This window comes from Pseudoalteromonas sp. BSi20480 (assembly GCF_000241365.1).
In the GTDB taxonomy this organism is placed as follows: domain Bacteria; phylum Pseudomonadota; class Gammaproteobacteria; order Enterobacterales; family Alteromonadaceae; genus Pseudoalteromonas; species Pseudoalteromonas marina.
Genome location: NZ_BADX01000099.1, coordinates 87,868 through 104,656 on the forward strand (window position 1 = coordinate 87,868; position 16,789 = coordinate 104,656).

The window sequence follows — 16,789 nt, forward strand, 5'->3', positions numbered from 1 at the left end:
CTGCGTTTTGACTGAAAATACATATGACTCCTTGGCAAACATATCAACAAGATTTAAAACGAGATGACTTTGTACACGACGCAGCACAAGAAAATGCTGTGCGCCACTTGCAACGTTTATATGATGACCTCACGCAAACAAAACCAAAATCAACAGGTTTTTTCGCTAATTTATTTGGTAAAAACGAACCAGAACCTATAAAAGGCCTGTATTTTTGGGGCGGAGTTGGACGTGGAAAAACGTATTTAGTTGATACTTTTTACGAGGCTTTGCCAAGTGATCGAAAAATGCGCGTGCATTTTCATCGTTTCATGCACCGTGTGCATGACGAATTAAAAAAACTAAATAACACGGCCAATCCACTGGAAAAAGTAGCGGATATATTTAAATCAGAAACCGACATCATTTGTTTTGATGAATTTTTTGTGCAAGACATAACGGATGCCATGTTACTGGGTGGTTTAATGGAAGCGCTTTTTGCTCGTGGAATTGTTTTAGTCGCTACCTCTAATATTGTACCTGACGATTTATATAGAAATGGCCTACAGCGGGCTCGTTTTATGCCTGCCATTGAACTGGTAAAACTCAATACTGAAATAGTGAATGTAGATTCGGGTATTGACTATCGACTGAGAACCTTAGAACAAGCTGAAATTTTTCACAGCCCGCTTGATGAACAAGCTGATAAAAATCTATTTGAATATTTTGATAAGTTGTCAGCTGAACCGGGTCAACTCGATCACCCTATAGAAATAGAAGGGCGCTTAATAAAAACGCGCAAAGTAGCTCAAAGTGTCGTGCTATTCGAATTTAGTGAATTGTGTGAGACTGCACGTAGCCAAGTTGATTACATGGAAATTAGCCGTTTATATAACACGGTAATTATTTCTAATGTAAAACAGCTTGGCCAAAGTAATGACGATGCAGCAAGGCGCTTTATTGCTCTAGTAGATGAATTTTACGAACGCCACGTGACGCTAATTATTTCAGCAGAAAAACCGATTACCGAACTTTACACCCAAGGTAACTTAAATTTTGAATTTAAACGCTGCATAAGCCGTTTACAAGAAATGCAGTCGTTAGAGTATTTAGCAAGAGAACATTTAGCTTAATAAAAATTAGAATGCCGGTCGTTTTGCGCTCTCAACACTTATTTGTAAATAGCGATAATTTTCTTGTGGGAAAAACAACCGATCGGTAGCAATGTGATTTAAGTGCTGGTATACTCCCGCGTCTGCCACGTTGCGTTCTATGCCTTCATATAGTTTAGCCACTAATGAGCGGCGCAAAAGTCTAAAACTCGAAGGGGTTATAGCAAACTTAGAGCAGTAGTTAATATTAACTACTTGTGGTTTTAATTGAAAAACATTGGATTTTTATAAATGAAAACGTTTGTTGCTAAACCAGAAACAGTAAAACGTGACTGGTACGTAGTTGACGCTGAAGGTAAAACTTTAGGTCGCATCGCTACTGAAATCGCTCATCGCCTACGCGGTAAGCACAAAGCTGAATACACTCCACACGTAGATACTGGTGATTACATCATCGTTATCAACGCTGAGAAAGTTACTGTAACAGGTAACAAATTCAAAGATAAAGTGTACTACGCTCACTCTGGTTTTCCAGGTGGCCTTAAGTCTACTACTTTTGATAAACTTCAAGCTGCAAAGCCTGAAATGATCATCGAAAAAGCAGTTAAAGGCATGTTGCCACGTGGTCCTTTAGGCCGCGCTATGTACCGTAAACTTAAAGTTTACGCAGGTACTGAGCATAACCATGCTGCACAACAGCCTCAGGTTCTAGACATTTAAGGAGCACTATCATGGCAAATCAATACTACGGTACAGGTCGTCGTAAAAGTTCAAGTGCTCGCGTATTCTTACGCCCAGGCACTGGTAACATCGTAATCAACAAGCGCTCTTTAGAAGAGTACTTTGGTCGCGAAACAGCACGCATGGTTGTTCATCAAGCTCTTGAGCTTGTTGATATGACTGAAAAATTTGACCTTTTCATCACCGTTTCTGGTGGTGGTACAACTGGTCAAGCTGGTGCTATCCGTCACGGTATCACTCGTGCACTTATGGAGTTTGACGAGTCACTACGTCCACAACTTCGTAAAGCAGGTTTCGTTACTCGTGATGCACGTAAAGTTGAACGTAAGAAAGTGGGTCTTAAGAAAGCGCGTAAGCGTCCACAGTTCTCAAAACGTTAATCTATACGTTATCAAGAATTCAAAAACCCAGCTTATGCTGGGTTTTTTGTTATTGGCGATAAATTTCTTCTGATTCATTTGAGCTTTAAAAAATTGTTAGCCTAAGCTGTAATTGCAAATTACTGTTTATGATGATCACACAGTGCAATAACGGCGTATTAATTGAACGAAAGGAAGTAAATAGCCAGATAGGTGCAAAAAAGTTAAATAATTATCGTAATTAGTTTAAATCCATCAGTTAATTGATGGAATTTTTTGCTACAATTGGCGTGGAAGTAAAACGATCAAGTTTTATAACACTATGTGTAGTCTTAAAACTTCCGCTTAGTGGAGTTGATCTTGGTCACTACATCGTTTTTACAGAAGTGATATTATTACTTTTCGGCTCGTGCTCGAACTAGCTTAATCAAACCATTGGTGAAATTAATATTTTTCAAGACCTGAGTTGTTAATAACCTTGTTTTAAACAAGGGTTTTAATTATGATCATTTCTATTTTAAAAATTTCGAATAATTAACCTGCTGTAACTGATGTTCTCAATATAGCAAGTGTTGAGAATCGTAAGTGGAGATAAGTGGATGAGCAATGCGCCTGTAGACAATGGCCGACGTCGCTTTTTAACCATAGCTACCTCTGTTGTTGGTGGTGTTGGTGCGGCTGGGGCTGCTGTTCCTTTTATTGCGTCTTGGAATCCAAGTGAGCGAGCTAAATCTGCGGGTGCGCCTGTAGAAGTAGATATAAGCAAACTTGAGCCAGGACAATTAATACGTGTCGAGTGGCGTGGTAAACCTGTATGGGTTGTATCACGAACCCCAAAAATGCTTGAGCAAATGAAAGAACACGAAGGTCAACTTCGTGATCCGCAATCGCAAGAGCCACAACAATTAGAATCATCAACAAATGACTACCGTTCATTACGTCCAGAGATTTTTGTCGCTGTAGGTATTTGTACGCATTTAGGATGTTCACCTAGCTTTTTACAAGGTGGCTTTGGTGAAAAAGTGGAAGGGACTGATGATGGTTTTTATTGTCCATGTCACGGTTCTAAATTTGATATGGCTGGCCGTGTTTTTCAATCGGTTCCAGCACCATTAAACTTAGAAATTCCACCATATACTTTTCTTGATGAAACCACTATTTTAGTGGGCGAAGAACAAGGGGTGGCCTAATGTTTGGTAAGATTATTGGTTGGATTGACGACAGAATCCCAATGACACGTGTTTGGAACATGCATATTGCACAGTATCCAGCACCTAAAAACTTTAACTTTTGGTACTTCTTTGGCTCATTAGCAATGTTAGTACTAGTTAACCAAATACTGACCGGTATTTGGTTAACAATGAACTACGTACCGTCTGCTGAAGGTGCATTTGCATCAATAGAATATATCATGCGTGATGTAGATTATGGCTGGTTACTGCGCTATCTGCATTCAACCGGTGCATCAGCATTCTTCATTGTTGTATACCTGCATATGTTCCGTGGCATGATCTACGGTTCTTACCAAAAACCACGTGAGTTACTGTGGTTGTTTGGTATGTTTATTTTCTTAGCCCTAATGGCTGAAGCATTCATGGGTTACTTATTACCATGGGGCCAAATGTCGTTCTGGGGTGCACAGGTAATCATTTCATTATTCGGGGCTATTCCTGTTATTGGTGATGACCTTACACTTTGGATCCGTGGTGACTACGTAATTTCTGGTGCAACGCTTAACCGCTTCTTTGCATTACACGTAATTGCACTGCCATTGGTTATTGTTATCTTAGTATTTTTACACATTGTTGCACTACACGAAGTGGGTTCTAATAACCCTGATGGTATTGATAACAAACGTAAAAAAGGCACGGTTCCTGAAGAAGATAAGCCTAAATTTAAGTTCCATGAATACTACACTGATAAAAAAGATATTATTGATGCGATTCCGTTCCACCCTTATTACACAGTAAAAGATATTGTGGGCGTGGTTGGTTTCTTAATCTTGTTCTGTTGGGTTGTATTCTTTATGCCTGCTATGGGTGGTTTCTTTTTAGAGGCGCCAAACTTTGAAGCGGCGAACCCACTTAAAACACCGGAACATATATTCCCTGTTTGGTACTTCACGCCATTCTACGCAATCTTGCGCGCAATCCCTGATAAATTAATGGGTGTTGCAGCAATGGGTGCGTCAATCGTAGTACTTGCGTTATTACCTTGGATTGACCGTGGTTCAGTTCGCTCTGTTCGTTACCGTTGTGGTTTCCACAAATGGAACATTGCAGGCTTTGTTGTTACTTTTGTTCTTTTAGGTTGGGTTGGTGCTACACCACAAACTGACTTTAAAACGATTGTTTCGCAAGTTTGTACTGTGACTTACTTTATGTTCTTCGTACTGTTATTTGTTTACAGTAAGAATGAAAAAACTAAGCCATTGCCTGAGAGGTTAACGAAATGATGAAAAAACTAATAATTGGTTTATTCGCTTTATCAGTAAATATGTTACCTGCAATGGCGGCAGGCCCGTCAGTTCCTTTAATGGACGCGGGTAACGATATATCTGATCAGCCATCTTTGCAGCGCGGTGCTAAGTTGTTCATGAACTACTGTCTTGGTTGTCACCAAATGCAGTATCAGCGTTATGAACGTACTTTCCGTGATATTGGTATTCCAACGGAAGTTGGCCAAGAGCAGCTTATTTTTGATGGTTCAAAAGTCGGTAGCCATATCAAGAACTCAATGGCTAAAGATGATGCAGCAAAATGGTTTGGTGCGGCTCCGCCGGATTTAACCAATGTTGCACGTGTACGCGGAAGTGATTGGATTTACACGTACTTGAAATCATTTTACAAAGATGAGTCTCGCCCATTTGGTGTAAATAATACGTTATTTCCATCAGTAGGTATGCCACATGTTCTACAAGAACTTCAGGGTGTTCCTACTCCTATAACTGAAGAAGTAACTGTTGACGGTGTAACAACTGTACATATCACAGGTACTGAAACAGATGGTTCAGGTGAGATGAGTGTAGATGAGTATGACCAAGCAGTTCGTGATTTAACGAATTTCCTAGAGTACGTAGGTGAACCTACTCGACTTGAATCGGAAGCGCTAGGTATTAAGGTAATTGGGTTTTTAGTTATCCTGTTTATCTTGGCATTTATGCTTAAGAAAGAATACTGGAGAGATGTTCATTAATTTTGAACATATTTAAAGGTAATTTTGCAATAGGGGCTTAAGCCCCTATTGCTGTTTTAGTTATTTAATGGAGGTAGGCATGGCCGTAGCTGCCAATAAGCGCCCTGTAATGACCCTTTTCTCTGGGGCTAACTGTATGTATAGCCACCAAGTACGTATCGTACTTGCAGAAAAAGGTGTAAGTGTAGATATTCATTTGGCTGAAAAGGACAATCTGCCAGAAGCACTTCACGAAATTAACCCTTACGGTACAGTGCCAACACTGATAGACCGTGAGCTTGGTTTATATCAGGCAAATATCATCATGGAATACCTTGATGAACGTTTCCCTCATCCTCCACTAATGCCTGTTTACCCGGTAATGCGTGGTCGTAGCCGTTTAATGATGCACCGCATTGATACTGATTGGTACAGCTTAGCTGCCAAAATCAGCAATAACACATCAGATGCAGCACAAGCTCGTAAAGAGTTAACTGAGGCATTACTTGCAGTAGCTCCTATCTTTAGCGAAGCTCCTTACTTTATGAGTGAAGAGTTTAGCTTGGTAGATTGTTACTTAGCACCACTACTATGGCGTTTACCTGAGTTTGGTATTGAGCTTAATGGTGCAGGCTCTAAAGAGATTAAAGAGTACATGATCCGTTTATTCGAACGTGAGTCATTCCAAGCATCTTTAACTGAAGCTGAGCGTGAGATCCGTTTATAATGACGCCTAATCGTCCTTATTTATTACGTGCTTTTTTTGATTGGATAGTCGATAACGAATGTACGCCACATATTGTGGTGGACGCTGGTTTTGCGAATGTGCAAGTGCCTACGCAATTTGTGCAAGATGGACAAATTGTGCTTAACATTAGCCCATCAGCAGTAACACAGTTTTCGTTAGACCTAACCCAACTTAGTTTTAACGCGCGTTTTGGCGGTCAGCCAATGCAAGTTTATGTACCTTTAGGTGCTGTGCTTGCAATTTACGCTCGTGAAAACGGCGAAGGTACAGTCTTTACTGCAGACGAGTTTGTAGAGGACGAAGACGAGTTTGATACAGGGCTAGAAAGTGTTGATTCATCTGAGTATATAGATGAGACACCGCCAGAAAAACCTGAAAAGAAAAAAGGCTCACATTTACGTGTTATAAAATAATATGTAGATTACAAAAAAACCGCTTAAAAGCGGTTTTTTTATCGCTGTAATTTAGTGGCTTTTAATTAATATATTCAAATACCTTTACTACTCGCTCAACGCCCGACACATTACGTGCAATATCAACTGCACGATTAGCTTCATCTTGAGACACCAAGCCCATCAAATAAACCTCAGCGTTTTCTGTAACCACTTTAATGTTATTGCTACTAATATCTTTAGCTGCTAGTAACTGTGCTTTTACCTTTGAGGTAAGCCACGAATCATGAGTTTGAGTTGTTATACCAATATTTGAACCAATACGAAGTTGGTTATGAATTTTACGAATGCCGGCAATCGCTTCTACGGTTATTTGTGCTTCGTTTTTCATTTCCTGATTAGCAACTTGACCAACAAGCAAAACAATACCATTGACACTTATAGCGTTAACTCGAGCAGACTTTTCTAGGCGTTCAACTTCACTAATAGCAATGCTAGCTTTAATTTCTATATTGTTATCATCGATTTGAGAGCCTATAGTGCGACGGTCGTTTGCAGCGGTTACTGCACTGGCAGTGCCGGCTACAACAGCTGCAGCACAGCCTTGTAATAATACAACGGTACCTAAAATAATAAGGGAGCGTTTAAACATAATTTTCATCCTGCGGGAAAAGCGTTAAATCTATAAGTTCACTTAAACAATGTAAGTTAGTTAAATGCGACTCTATAATGCGGCTTGGACGTTTAGACGGTGTTCTTATTTCAACATCATTAGGGCCAAGTAAACCCACTAATTCACCACCATCGTCACCGACCATTACAATGACCTTCATATCGCGTGTAAGTGCAGCTTCAACGGCTGAAATTACCTGCTTTTCATTGCCATTAATTGCTAATACCAATAGTAAGTCACCTTGTTGAGCGAATGCACGGATTTGACGGGCAAATGTATCGTGATCATCACTGTGATTGTTCTGTCCAAGATTTATATTTTCTTGTGACAAAGCAATAGCAGGCAAGCAAGGACGCTCTGTTTCGTAGTGATTGACCAATATACCCGCTATATGTTGCGCAAGCATATGACAGTTAGCTGTCCCGCAACAAATTAACTTATTACCGTTAATAAGGCTTTGTGCAATTGTGAACGCGGCCGATTCAAGCGCACTGGGAAGGACCTCTCCAGCGGCTATTTGAACTTGAATACTTTCTGTGAAAATTTCTTTTATTGTGTCTTGCATAGCCTACCAATTCTTTTTAGTATTTTTAAAATACGTTTTTAAGCCAATTATATGTAGGAGATGATTCTCCGGTTATGGCTACATAGTCAATTCTTAATGCCTGATTTGTTAAGTTTTTAGCTGCTAAGTAATGATGAATACTACGTTTAAGCCGTGCTTGTTTTTGGGCGCTGAGCGCATAATTAGCACCACCTCGAGCATTGTTTTTGCGAAACTTCACTTCTACAAAAACAAGGGTGTTACCCTCTTTCATAATAATATCGAGCTCACCAAAGGGGCAGTAATAATTACGTTCTATAGGTTTTAAACCTTGCGCTACTAGGTATTTTTGCGCTTGTAGTTCGTAGTACTGACCTTTTTCACGACTATTTTGCCACAGCTCTTTAAACCACGACATGCCGCCCCCTTAATTTATCGTTTTTACACCGCTAGCCGACTGCATAAATAAGGGCACAGGGCGTTGTGTTTTTAACTGCACAGACTTAATTTGGCGATTAGTATATTGTGCCCAATCAAGTACGCGTTGTAGGTGCCCATTACTATTAACCGATAACTTACCGCTCAAACCGCTAAATTGATTGCCAGGCATTAAGCTCAACTGCCTAATATCGTTAATAACGAGTACTGCATCGTATGCCATGGCGAATAAGCGCTGGCTAATATCGGCTTGCTCGGGCCAAAGCAAATTATACTGCTCACGTAAGTTATGTTGTGTGATTTGTGAATTAAGCATCCAAGGTAATTCTGTGAAATACAGGCCGTCTAAATCGCCTTTGTCGGTTGAGTCAATTTGCTTACTGTGACTTTTTGAGCTCGCATACAGCGGAATTCGCTCTGAGAATGTACTCACATTTACATCAAGGTAGGGCTTAATTAAGCGTGTTTCTATTGCATCACCTAAAATATAAATTACATCAATATCACTGCGTGAGCGTGTTTCACTTTCAACTTCTTGCTTAAATAAGGCTTTTATTGTTTTTATACGCTCTTTAGATTGATCAACTTCTAATAAGCTACTAATCGTTTTTGGCATGTCTTGATTGTTTTCATAAAAACCAATTTGAGGTTTAGTCTCGCTGTAGCGTTGCCATTGCTGATTAAAAAAATCAACTAAGCGCTGGCCATTCGTATTTTCTGGAGCGAGTAGCATGGGTTTTTGGTATCCCATAGCTAGAAAATGCTCTAAAGCTTGTTCAACTTCGTGCTCTGGGTTTAGGGCAAAATAGTAGTGTTGGAGCGAAATAGTGTCTCCATCGAATGTATTTAAATGCAACGTAGGAATATTGATAAGCGTTTCAGCTGCCGTAAGCTTATCTATGTTCGCTTTAAGTAGTGGCCCAACTACAAAGTCAGGGTTAATTTGGTCAAGTTTTGCTGCAATGTCTGCAGTACTTAAATTTTCATCAATAAAAATAGCTTCATTAATATTTTGTTTATCTAATGCGGCTAAAGCTCCTGCTTTTAAAGCATCACCTAGGCGTTCGTTAGGACCTGATTGAGGGAATAACAAAACTAAGCGGTCAATATTCAAAGGTGCTAATTCAACAAAGTTTTCATCTTGTTTAGGTAACACGGCTCCAGCAGGGTGTCCCACGTAACGTCGTCGCCAGTTATTAATTGCTTGATCTAGCTCTACGCCACTACTGGCATATACTTGGTGATATAAAGCAAGATTTACCCAGCCTTGCTGAATAACTGAGCCACGGTTAAAACGCTCCAGCGCATAAGAAGAAAGCTGTTTTAGGTTATCCCATAACTGTTGGTCGAGTTGCGGTATATCAATATTATTTTTGTAGATGTTTCTGATGCTCTAAAAAAATAGGGAGCTGCTTTTTTAGGAAAGTTTTGTGAGGCGTAAATACTGGCTGTTAAAAACTGATGCCATGCAAAGTGTTCAGGTTGTGTCAGCTGCCCATCTAGCGATTGTAAAATAATCAAAGATTGGTCATTTTTATTTTGTTGCTTTTGCGCGTAGGCGATGTAAAGACGATTTTGAGTTTGATCAACACTCGCTGTTAATTCTAGGTCGCTACCAATTCGCTCTAATAATGGCCAGTTTTTTTCAGAAATAGCTGAATCACGTGCGCTATACAATAATTGTATTTTATCTGCACCTTCGCGATTTACGGCCAATTGATAGATAGACTGCGCATTAGTCGCTTGATTTTTTAGCGCATTAGCACTGCTGCTGAAGTTATCGCTTTTTTTAATTGGTTTTTCGGTTGTGCTACACGCCGATAACCCTGACAATATAATTAATAGACCAACTAGTTTAAGTCGCACAATGATTTCCCAATACGTTAACGCGATTTGCTTATATTACTGACTGACGCAGGAGACCTCAATGTTAAATGAGGAGAATTCACATAAAATTGGCACTCTTTACGTTGTTGCCACCCCAATTGGCAATTATGACGACTTAAGTCAGCGTGCCATCGCGACATTATCGCAGGTTGACTTAATCGCTGCTGAAGACACTCGCCATACAGGTAAGCTCCTTAGCCATTTTGGTATTAAGGCAAAAACATTTGCATTACATGATCACAACGAAAAACAAAAAGCTCAGCAAATTATCGATCAGCTTAATCAAGGATTAAATATTGCTTTAGTATCGGATGCAGGCACGCCACTCATAAGTGACCCTGGATATGCGGTTGTAAACTTATGTCGTGAGCAAGGGGCAAGCGTAACCCCAGTACCAGGTGCGTGCGCTGCTATAACCGCGGTGTGTTGTTCAGGGCTGCCTACCGACCGCTTTCAGTTTATTGGTTTTACACCGGCTAAAAGTAAGGCTCGCCAAGATTTTTTTATTGATGCGATTAACTCAAGTATTACCAGTATAATGTACGAAAGCACACACCGTATTATGGCAAGCCTAGACGATTTAGAAACTGCGCTTGGCAGTGAACAGCAGGTCGTATTTGCCAAAGAGCTAACTAAAACGTTCGAAACTTTTTTTAATGGCACAGTGAGTGAGCTAAGGCAGTTTTTAACAGATGATCCCACTAAGCAACGCGGCGAAATAGTCCTCATGCTGCCGGGCAAACCTAAGGTGGTAGACGACATTCCACCAGAGGCTCGTAAAATGTTGGCTCTACTTGAAAAAGAAATGCCAATGAAAAAAGCGTGCGGTGTTGTAGCTGAGTACTTTGGCATGAAAAAAAATGCACTATACAAAACAATTATTGAAGAAAAAGAGTAAATATTACTGCGCTTGGCTTTAGCGTCATGTATACTGCGCGCCGAGTCAGCCAAGATAATCGCTGCCTGTGACGAAAATGATCAGGGGGAGGAAAGTCCGGGCTCCACAGGGCAGAGTGCCAGCTAACGGCTGGGGGGCGTGAGCCCACGACAAGTGCAGCAGAGAGAAGACCGCCAACTTCGGTTGGTAAGGGTGAAAGGGTGCGGTAAGAGCGCACCGGGCCGCTAGTAATAGTCGGTTGCAAGGTAAACTCCACTCGGAGCAAGACCAAATAGGGTTCCTTATGGCGTGGCCCACGTTGGAACCGGGTAGGTTGCTTGAGCCATAGAGCGATTTATGGCCTAGACGAATGATTATCACTTTCTTCGGAAAGGACAAAACCCGGCTTATAGGCTGACTCACTCATTCAATAAAAAGCCCGCAGTTAACGCTGCGGGCTTTTTTGCATCTAAATTTTATTAACTTAAATAATATTCTTTCCTTGTTCAGGATCCCTTGACTGCTCTGCCTGTTCGCGTATTTCGTCAGTATCACTGCTTACATCGTTAAGTGTTTCGGTTTGCTCGTGGGTTTCTGGTGGTTTCTTTTCATTTAAACGCTCTTTTACTACTGAGCTTGAAAAGTCCTCGCCAGAGGCATTTAGTAAAATTCGTTCCCTGGCATCATCCGGCATACTAATATTTTGCTCAGTAAATTCATTAACTAGTTCACGCATAAGCTGAGAGCTTACTTTAAGTGGGCTATGCTGCTCGCTATTAACCCAAAAATATAAAATAAAGTTTATTGTTGATGAGCCTAAATTTTTTATAAGTACTTGTGCTGGGGGATCGCTTAATACGGCCGTTTGTTTGTTTGCTATATTTAGAGCAAGCGTTTGCGCGCTGCGTATGTCGTTATCGTAGCCTATACCTATTTCCACTTTACCGCGCATTTTGGGGTTGGCCGTTAAATTTTTGATGGTATTTTTATATACCGTAGCATTTGGAATTTGAATGTGATTACCATCGTAATCAACAAGCGTTGTGGCACGAGCCGTTACTTTTTTTATAACGCCTAAACGTCCATCTACTTCAATTACATCGTCTATTTTAAACGGGCGTTGTACACTTAAAAGTAAGCTTGCTATAAAATTTTCTGCGATGTCTCTAAAAGCAAAGCCTAATATTAAGCCTATTAAACCGGTCCCACTCATTATGGCTACCGCAAATTCAGTAAGCCCTGCTAAACGTAAAAACAGATATAGGCCTAATAAAATGACTAAAGTGCTAATTCCGCGCCTTACAACCAGCAAAACTAGCTTACTATCGGTTACTAAATTGATAGGTTTTATGAGCATGCGTGAAAGAGGGCCTGCTGTAAAATAGCTGATAGTGAGTAAGAGTAAACCTAACAACAAGGTGGGTAATATTTGCGCTGTAGCGTGAACTAATTGCATGCTTTGGTCATAAAAAAATTGCCACGAAAACACATTTCCTTCCATTACGGGGTTCAATGAGGGGGTACTGGCAGCCGATGGTACGTCTGATGCTATTGTAGGCATTGGGTTTCTTCCGTGTTTAGTTACTTTTACTTTAACAGCAAGTTTAATACCAAACACCTTTTTTAAGTTGGCAGTTATTTTGCTTCATTAAAGTACTAACTATAGTGAGATTAAGTATGAAAAAGCCAAAAAGAGGTCAACATGCAGAGCAACCAGCACATATTCCAATTAAGGGCTGGTGGGATATTGCTAAGCGTATTTTTGCGCGCATGAGCAAAGACAATTTATCTTTGGTTTCTGCCGGAGTTGCATTTTATGCGTTACTTGCTATTTTTCCAGCTATTGCTGCTTTGGTTTCTATATACGCTTACTTTGCTTCACCTGCAGAGATCAGTGAGCACCTTAGGCAGTTTACAACCTTAATACCAAATAGTTCGCGTGAGCTGATTTTATCGCAAATTTCAGAGCTCACGCAAAGCTCTCAGGCACGGCTAACTTTAGGGGCGTTAGGCACGCTATTACTCACTATTTGGAGTAGCTCTAAGGGAAGCCAAGCATTAATTACAGCTTGCAACATAAGTTATCATGAATATGAAAAACGTTCTTTCTTGAGGGCGCAGTTTGTTCGTTTTATGTTTTCGGTAGGTGCTATTTTAGTCGCTATTTTTGCGCTGTTGATTATAGGTATTTTGCCTATAGTACTAAATTTAGTAGGTCTCAAAGACAGTATTGATTTGTTAATTAAGGTCGTGTCGTGGCCAATACTAGCCCTTACGTTTAACTTTGCATTGGTGCTTTTATACCGTTACGCACCGCATAGAAAAGCGGCTAAATGGCGTTGGATAACGCTCGGCTCTGCTATTGCAACCGTATTTTGGATTATAGCATCTATTGGCTTTTCATTTTATGTATCGCGCTTTTCAAGTTATAACGAAACTTATGGATCCTTGGGTGGGGTGGTCATCATGCTAATGTGGTTATATATAAGCGCGTACATCGTCACCATGGGAGCCGTTATTAACGCAGAAACAGAGCAGCAAACGGCAAAAGACAGCACAATTGGACCAGAGAAAGAGCTAGGTGAACGCGGCGCGTATGTTGCTGATCACCTGGGTATCAAAAACGATTAATCAATCGTTACTCTGCTGCAATTATTGCTGTAAGTTGATCTTTAAATTCTTGTGCTGCAGGGCCTAATCTATCAACATCGTTACACATTAAATATAAGTTAAGAGGACGCGTAATGCCTTGCTCAAGGTTTAGTACCTTGAGTGTATGATCATTAATGAGATGAGTGACTTGATCAAACGGAAGCCACGCGTAACCTAGATTTTGGCTCACCATATCAATTGAATTACGTAAGTGGCTAACGGTCCAGCGCATATCTGCGCCTAACCACCCTTCGTCTTGGTTAGTGTGTGTTGCAGAATCGCGCACTACAATTTGTCGATGTTGTTTTAAATCTCGAAAGCTTAATTGTTCTTCATATTTGTTAAGTGGGTGATTTTTATGCGCTACGGCAATAAACTCAACATCTGTCAATTTGCTACAACTAATGCCATAAAGAGGAACTGATGAAATAGCTAAATCAACCACCGCATTGTTAAGTAATTCATTGGCGCCGGTTAGCACGCTTTCGATCAAATCGATTTTTAGTAATGGATAAAGCTCACTTGTTTTAGCAAGTGCTTGATACAAAATAGGCTGAGGGAATACTTCATCAACTGCTATTTTTAATGTACTTTCCACTCCTTCACTTAGTGTATTTGCAACAGATTCTATTTTATTCGCTTCTTCAATTAAAAACTCTGCACGGCGTAATATAAGTTTTCCACTTTCCGTTAAAAACGCTTTACGGCCTTTCACCTCAAGTAGTTTTATTTGCAAAGCGGCTTCGAGTTTTTGCACTGCATGATGAACCGTTGACTGGCTTTTAAATACCGCGGCACTGGCGCCAGCAAAACCACCATGTTCTACCACGGCTTTAAACATCCGCCATTGATCTAATGTGGGTTTTGCCATTTGAAATCCTGTTAGAAATTTATTTGCTTCTTGGACTTGACCGTATAGACGCATTTTTAATTGCATAACAGAAATAGATTAATTTATGTTTTAACCCAGCCCTAACAAAATTCATTAATCACGGTAAGTTTACTTTGAAAGAATTACCTTTTTCTCAGCAATAAGATCCATAAAATCGCTTTTATTTAAAGGCTTGGAAAATAAGTAACCTTGCCCATAATCACAACCAGCCTCAGTTAGTAGCTGGTATTGTAATGGTGTTTCAATGCCTTCTGCTATTACTTTTAAACCAAGCTGGTGAGCCATTACAATTATTGCTTCACACAACGATAGTTCTTGGCTATCAGCTTGAATATTATCAACAAAGCGTTTATCAATCTTTAAGTAGTCAGTATCCATTTCCTGCAAGTAGGCAAGCGATGAGTAGCCTGTACCAAAATCGTCAAGCGCCAGTTGCATCCCTGATTTCACAATTTGCTTGAGGCGCTTTTGCGTCAGTTCCTCAGGGTTAACCATTAAGCCTTCTGTTATTTCAGCAACAATAGAAGAGGGGGAAATTTTAGCGGCATCAAGCATGGCATACCAATCATCAATACCACTATTAGCAGTAGATAATTGTACAGGGGAGACGTTTACACTTATTTGAAAATCGTCATCAGTAAATTTTTTTATATCGGTGAGTGTTTCTATTGCTTGGGAAAATACAAATTGGCCAATGGCATTAATTTGCCTTGTTTCTTCAGCAAGAGGAATAAACGCAATAGGGCTTATTAACCCTTTTTGTGGATGTTGCCAGCGTATTAAGCCTTCAGCCTTGTGTATATGTAAACCGTTTAGCGACACTATAGGCTGATAAAATAATTCGAACTGGTTATATTCTATTGCACAGCGTAAGTCTTTGAGTAATAACATACGAGCTTGTGCTTGCTCTCTCATATCACGAGAGAAAAATTCAAAGCCATTACGGCCATTATTTTTAGCCTTATACATTGCCTGATCGGCTGCTTTTAATAGCTGCTCGGTATTTTCACCATCTTCGGGCGCACAGGCTATACCCATGCTGGCACTTATAAATACTTCTTCATTTTCAACATGTATCGCAGACGATAAGCTTTGTAAAATATTGCTAGCAATCTGGTTTATATGGCGAGTACTTTTAATATGATTAAAAACAATAACAAATTCATCACCACCAATACGCGCAACAAATTTGGCATTTTTAGCTGAATTTACAATACGCTGCGACACCACTTTTAATAGGTTGTCTCCATAGTGGTGGCCTAAAGTATCATTAATATCTTTAAAATGATCAATATCTAAAAGACATCACTACAAAGCTTTCATTATTTGAATTAGAAAACTGTTTATTTAGTCGTATTTTAAGCTCTAATCGATTTGGTAAATCGGTCAAATGATCGAAGTGAGCTTGTCGCCAAATGGTTTTATTTGCTTGTATTTTTTCAGTTAAATCAGTAAAGATAGCTATTCGGCGTGCAGGTTTGTTATTTTCATCGTAAACAGTGTCTATATTTAGCCACTCAGTAAATAGTACCCCATTTTTTTACGGTTTATAATTTCGCCTTGCCAGCGACCAGTGGCATTTATTGATGCCCTAAATTTTTTCATAAAACTCTTTTGAGTGCTCACCTGAAGAAAGTATGCGGGTAGAGTGGCCAATTACTTCGTCTTTAGAATATTGTGTTGTTTCACAAAAGGCAGGATTTACATCAAAAATAATACCGTTGGCATCTGTAATTGCCATACTTTCGCTACTGTTACCATAAACAAGAGACGCTAAGTGAAGCGAGTCTTCATTTACTTTGCGTTGGCTAATATCACGAAGCACAAGTATTAGCTCATCACTTTTTTCAAGATGATTTATGTTCGCCTCAAAATAGTGATCCGCCACACCTGTACTGATTTTAAAATCAAAAGTGATGACGTCTTCGCGGTTGGATGCTTCACTCAAAATTTGTTCAGTGATATCTTTTGGTAATATGTCTAATAAGTTTTCAGGCAGTTTACTGCTTGCGGCAAATAGCGGGATAATGGTGCCGCTAACGTTAAGTATAGTACCCGTATTGTTGAATCTAAGGTACATATCGGGGAGAGCATTTAGTAACCCTGTCAACTCGTCGTGTTTGTTTTTTAAATCGGCTTCTGTTTGCAAACGTGTTTCAGCCATGGCTTCAAAGCGCGTATACAAAGCTGATAATTCAGGACTATTAGGTTTTATTTTATGAGCGGGCATATTGCCTTGTGCTAATAGGTCGGTTGCTTGGGAGAGTTTTTCAATAGGGTAAAAAATACTTTTTTATTTAAATAGTGGCCAATAAAAGACA

The 16,789-nt window shown here is 39.9% G+C and carries 15 protein-coding genes, 1 other RNA gene and 2 pseudogenes; 11 read left to right on the plus strand and 7 right to left on the minus strand.

What is annotated here, in order from left to right; genetic code table 11:
• Positions 1–23 precede the first annotated feature (23 nt).
• The 8 genes from zapE to P20480_RS07555 all read left to right on the plus strand — a co-directional run bounded on the left by zapE (position 24) and on the right by P20480_RS07555 (position 6,526).
• On the plus strand, positions 24–1,112 hold the full coding sequence (zapE, locus tag P20480_RS07590) for a cell division protein ZapE (RefSeq protein WP_008130324.1): 1,089 nt from the start codon (positions 24–26) through the stop codon (positions 1,110–1,112).
• A gap of 270 nt (positions 1,113–1,382) precedes the next feature.
• Entirely contained in the window at positions 1,383–1,811 is a 429-nt protein-coding gene (gene rplM / locus P20480_RS07585; RefSeq protein ID WP_002957960.1) for a 50S ribosomal protein L13, read from the plus strand.
• 8 nt (positions 1,812–1,819) lie between these two features.
• A complete protein-coding gene (gene rpsI / locus P20480_RS07580) occupies positions 1,820–2,212 on the plus strand; it encodes a 30S ribosomal protein S9 (protein ID WP_086007041.1) in 393 nt (130 codons plus the stop codon).
• Between the two features lie 578 nt (positions 2,213–2,790).
• A complete protein-coding gene (gene petA / locus P20480_RS07575; protein WP_006792117.1) occupies positions 2,791–3,381 on the plus strand; it encodes a ubiquinol-cytochrome c reductase iron-sulfur subunit in 591 nt (196 codons plus the stop codon).
• Positions 3,381–4,646 (plus strand): cytochrome b, encoded by a 1,266-nt coding sequence (locus P20480_RS07570; RefSeq protein ID WP_006792118.1) that lies wholly within the window; start codon positions 3,381–3,383, stop codon positions 4,644–4,646. The genes petA and P20480_RS07570 overlap by 1 nt, the downstream gene beginning before the upstream one ends.
• Positions 4,643–5,386, plus strand: coding sequence for a cytochrome c1 (locus P20480_RS07565; RefSeq protein ID WP_006792119.1), 744 nt, complete (start codon positions 4,643–4,645; stop codon positions 5,384–5,386). Before P20480_RS07570 ends, P20480_RS07565 begins: the two co-directional genes overlap by 4 nt.
• Before the next feature lie 79 nt (positions 5,387–5,465).
• Positions 5,466–6,092: a stringent starvation protein SspA gene (gene sspA / locus P20480_RS07560; protein ID WP_008130332.1), complete on the plus strand. Its 627-nt coding sequence runs from the start codon at positions 5,466–5,468 to the stop codon at positions 6,090–6,092.
• Positions 6,092–6,526, plus strand: a complete 435-nt coding sequence (locus tag P20480_RS07555; RefSeq protein ID WP_006792121.1) for a ClpXP protease specificity-enhancing factor — start codon at positions 6,092–6,094, stop codon at positions 6,524–6,526. Before sspA ends, P20480_RS07555 begins: the two co-directional genes overlap by 1 nt.
• Before the next feature lie 61 nt (positions 6,527–6,587).
• Here P20480_RS07555 and dolP read toward each other — a convergent pair whose 3' ends face one another.
• The 4 genes and pseudogenes from dolP to P20480_RS18215 all read right to left on the minus strand — a co-directional run bounded on the left by dolP (position 6,588) and on the right by P20480_RS18215 (position 10,026).
• On the minus strand, positions 6,588–7,157 hold the full coding sequence (gene dolP, locus P20480_RS07550) for a division/outer membrane stress-associated lipid-binding lipoprotein (protein ID WP_008130334.1): 570 nt from the start codon (positions 7,155–7,157) through the stop codon (positions 6,588–6,590).
• Positions 7,150–7,743: an SIS domain-containing protein gene (locus tag P20480_RS07545; protein ID WP_006792123.1), complete on the minus strand. Its 594-nt coding sequence runs from the start codon at positions 7,741–7,743 to the stop codon at positions 7,150–7,152. The genes dolP and P20480_RS07545 overlap by 8 nt, the downstream gene beginning before the upstream one ends.
• Before the next feature lie 25 nt (positions 7,744–7,768).
• Positions 7,769–8,140: a YraN family protein gene (locus P20480_RS07540; RefSeq protein WP_006792124.1), complete on the minus strand. Its 372-nt coding sequence runs from the start codon at positions 8,138–8,140 to the stop codon at positions 7,769–7,771.
• Between the two features lie 9 nt (positions 8,141–8,149).
• Positions 8,150–10,026, minus strand: a pseudogene (locus tag P20480_RS18215) (penicillin-binding protein activator).
• Positions 10,027–10,087: 61 nt separating this feature from the next.
• On the opposite strand from P20480_RS18215, the gene rsmI reads away from it, so the two are divergent.
• Together rsmI and rnpB are read left to right on the plus strand one after the other, a co-directional pair.
• Complete coding sequence (gene rsmI / locus P20480_RS07535) at positions 10,088–10,945, plus strand: 16S rRNA (cytidine(1402)-2'-O)-methyltransferase (RefSeq protein ID WP_008130337.1); 858 nt, start codon at positions 10,088–10,090, stop codon at positions 10,943–10,945.
• Between the two features lie 41 nt (positions 10,946–10,986).
• An RNA gene (gene rnpB, locus P20480_RS19005) (RNase P RNA component class A) lies at positions 10,987–11,350 on the plus strand.
• Between the two features lie 58 nt (positions 11,351–11,408).
• On the opposite strand, the gene P20480_RS07530 is transcribed toward rnpB, so the two are convergent.
• Entirely contained in the window at positions 11,409–12,425 is a 1,017-nt protein-coding gene (locus P20480_RS07530) for a mechanosensitive ion channel family protein (protein ID WP_370587953.1), read from the minus strand.
• A gap of 176 nt (positions 12,426–12,601) precedes the next feature.
• On the opposite strand from P20480_RS07530, the gene P20480_RS07525 reads away from it, so the two are divergent.
• Positions 12,602–13,555, plus strand: a complete 954-nt coding sequence (locus tag P20480_RS07525) for a YihY/virulence factor BrkB family protein (protein WP_008130339.1) — start codon at positions 12,602–12,604, stop codon at positions 13,553–13,555.
• 7 nt (positions 13,556–13,562) lie between these two features.
• Here the strand turns inward: P20480_RS07525 and P20480_RS07520 are convergent, their stop codons facing one another.
• Both P20480_RS07520 and P20480_RS19825 read right to left on the minus strand, forming a co-directional pair.
• Positions 13,563–14,447, minus strand: a complete 885-nt coding sequence (locus tag P20480_RS07520) for a LysR family transcriptional regulator (protein ID WP_008130340.1) — start codon at positions 14,445–14,447, stop codon at positions 13,563–13,565.
• A 129-nt stretch (positions 14,448–14,576) separates the two neighbouring features.
• A pseudogene (locus P20480_RS19825) lies at positions 14,577–16,758 on the minus strand (EAL domain-containing protein); the annotation flags it as partial.
• Positions 16,759–16,789 lie beyond the last annotated feature (31 nt).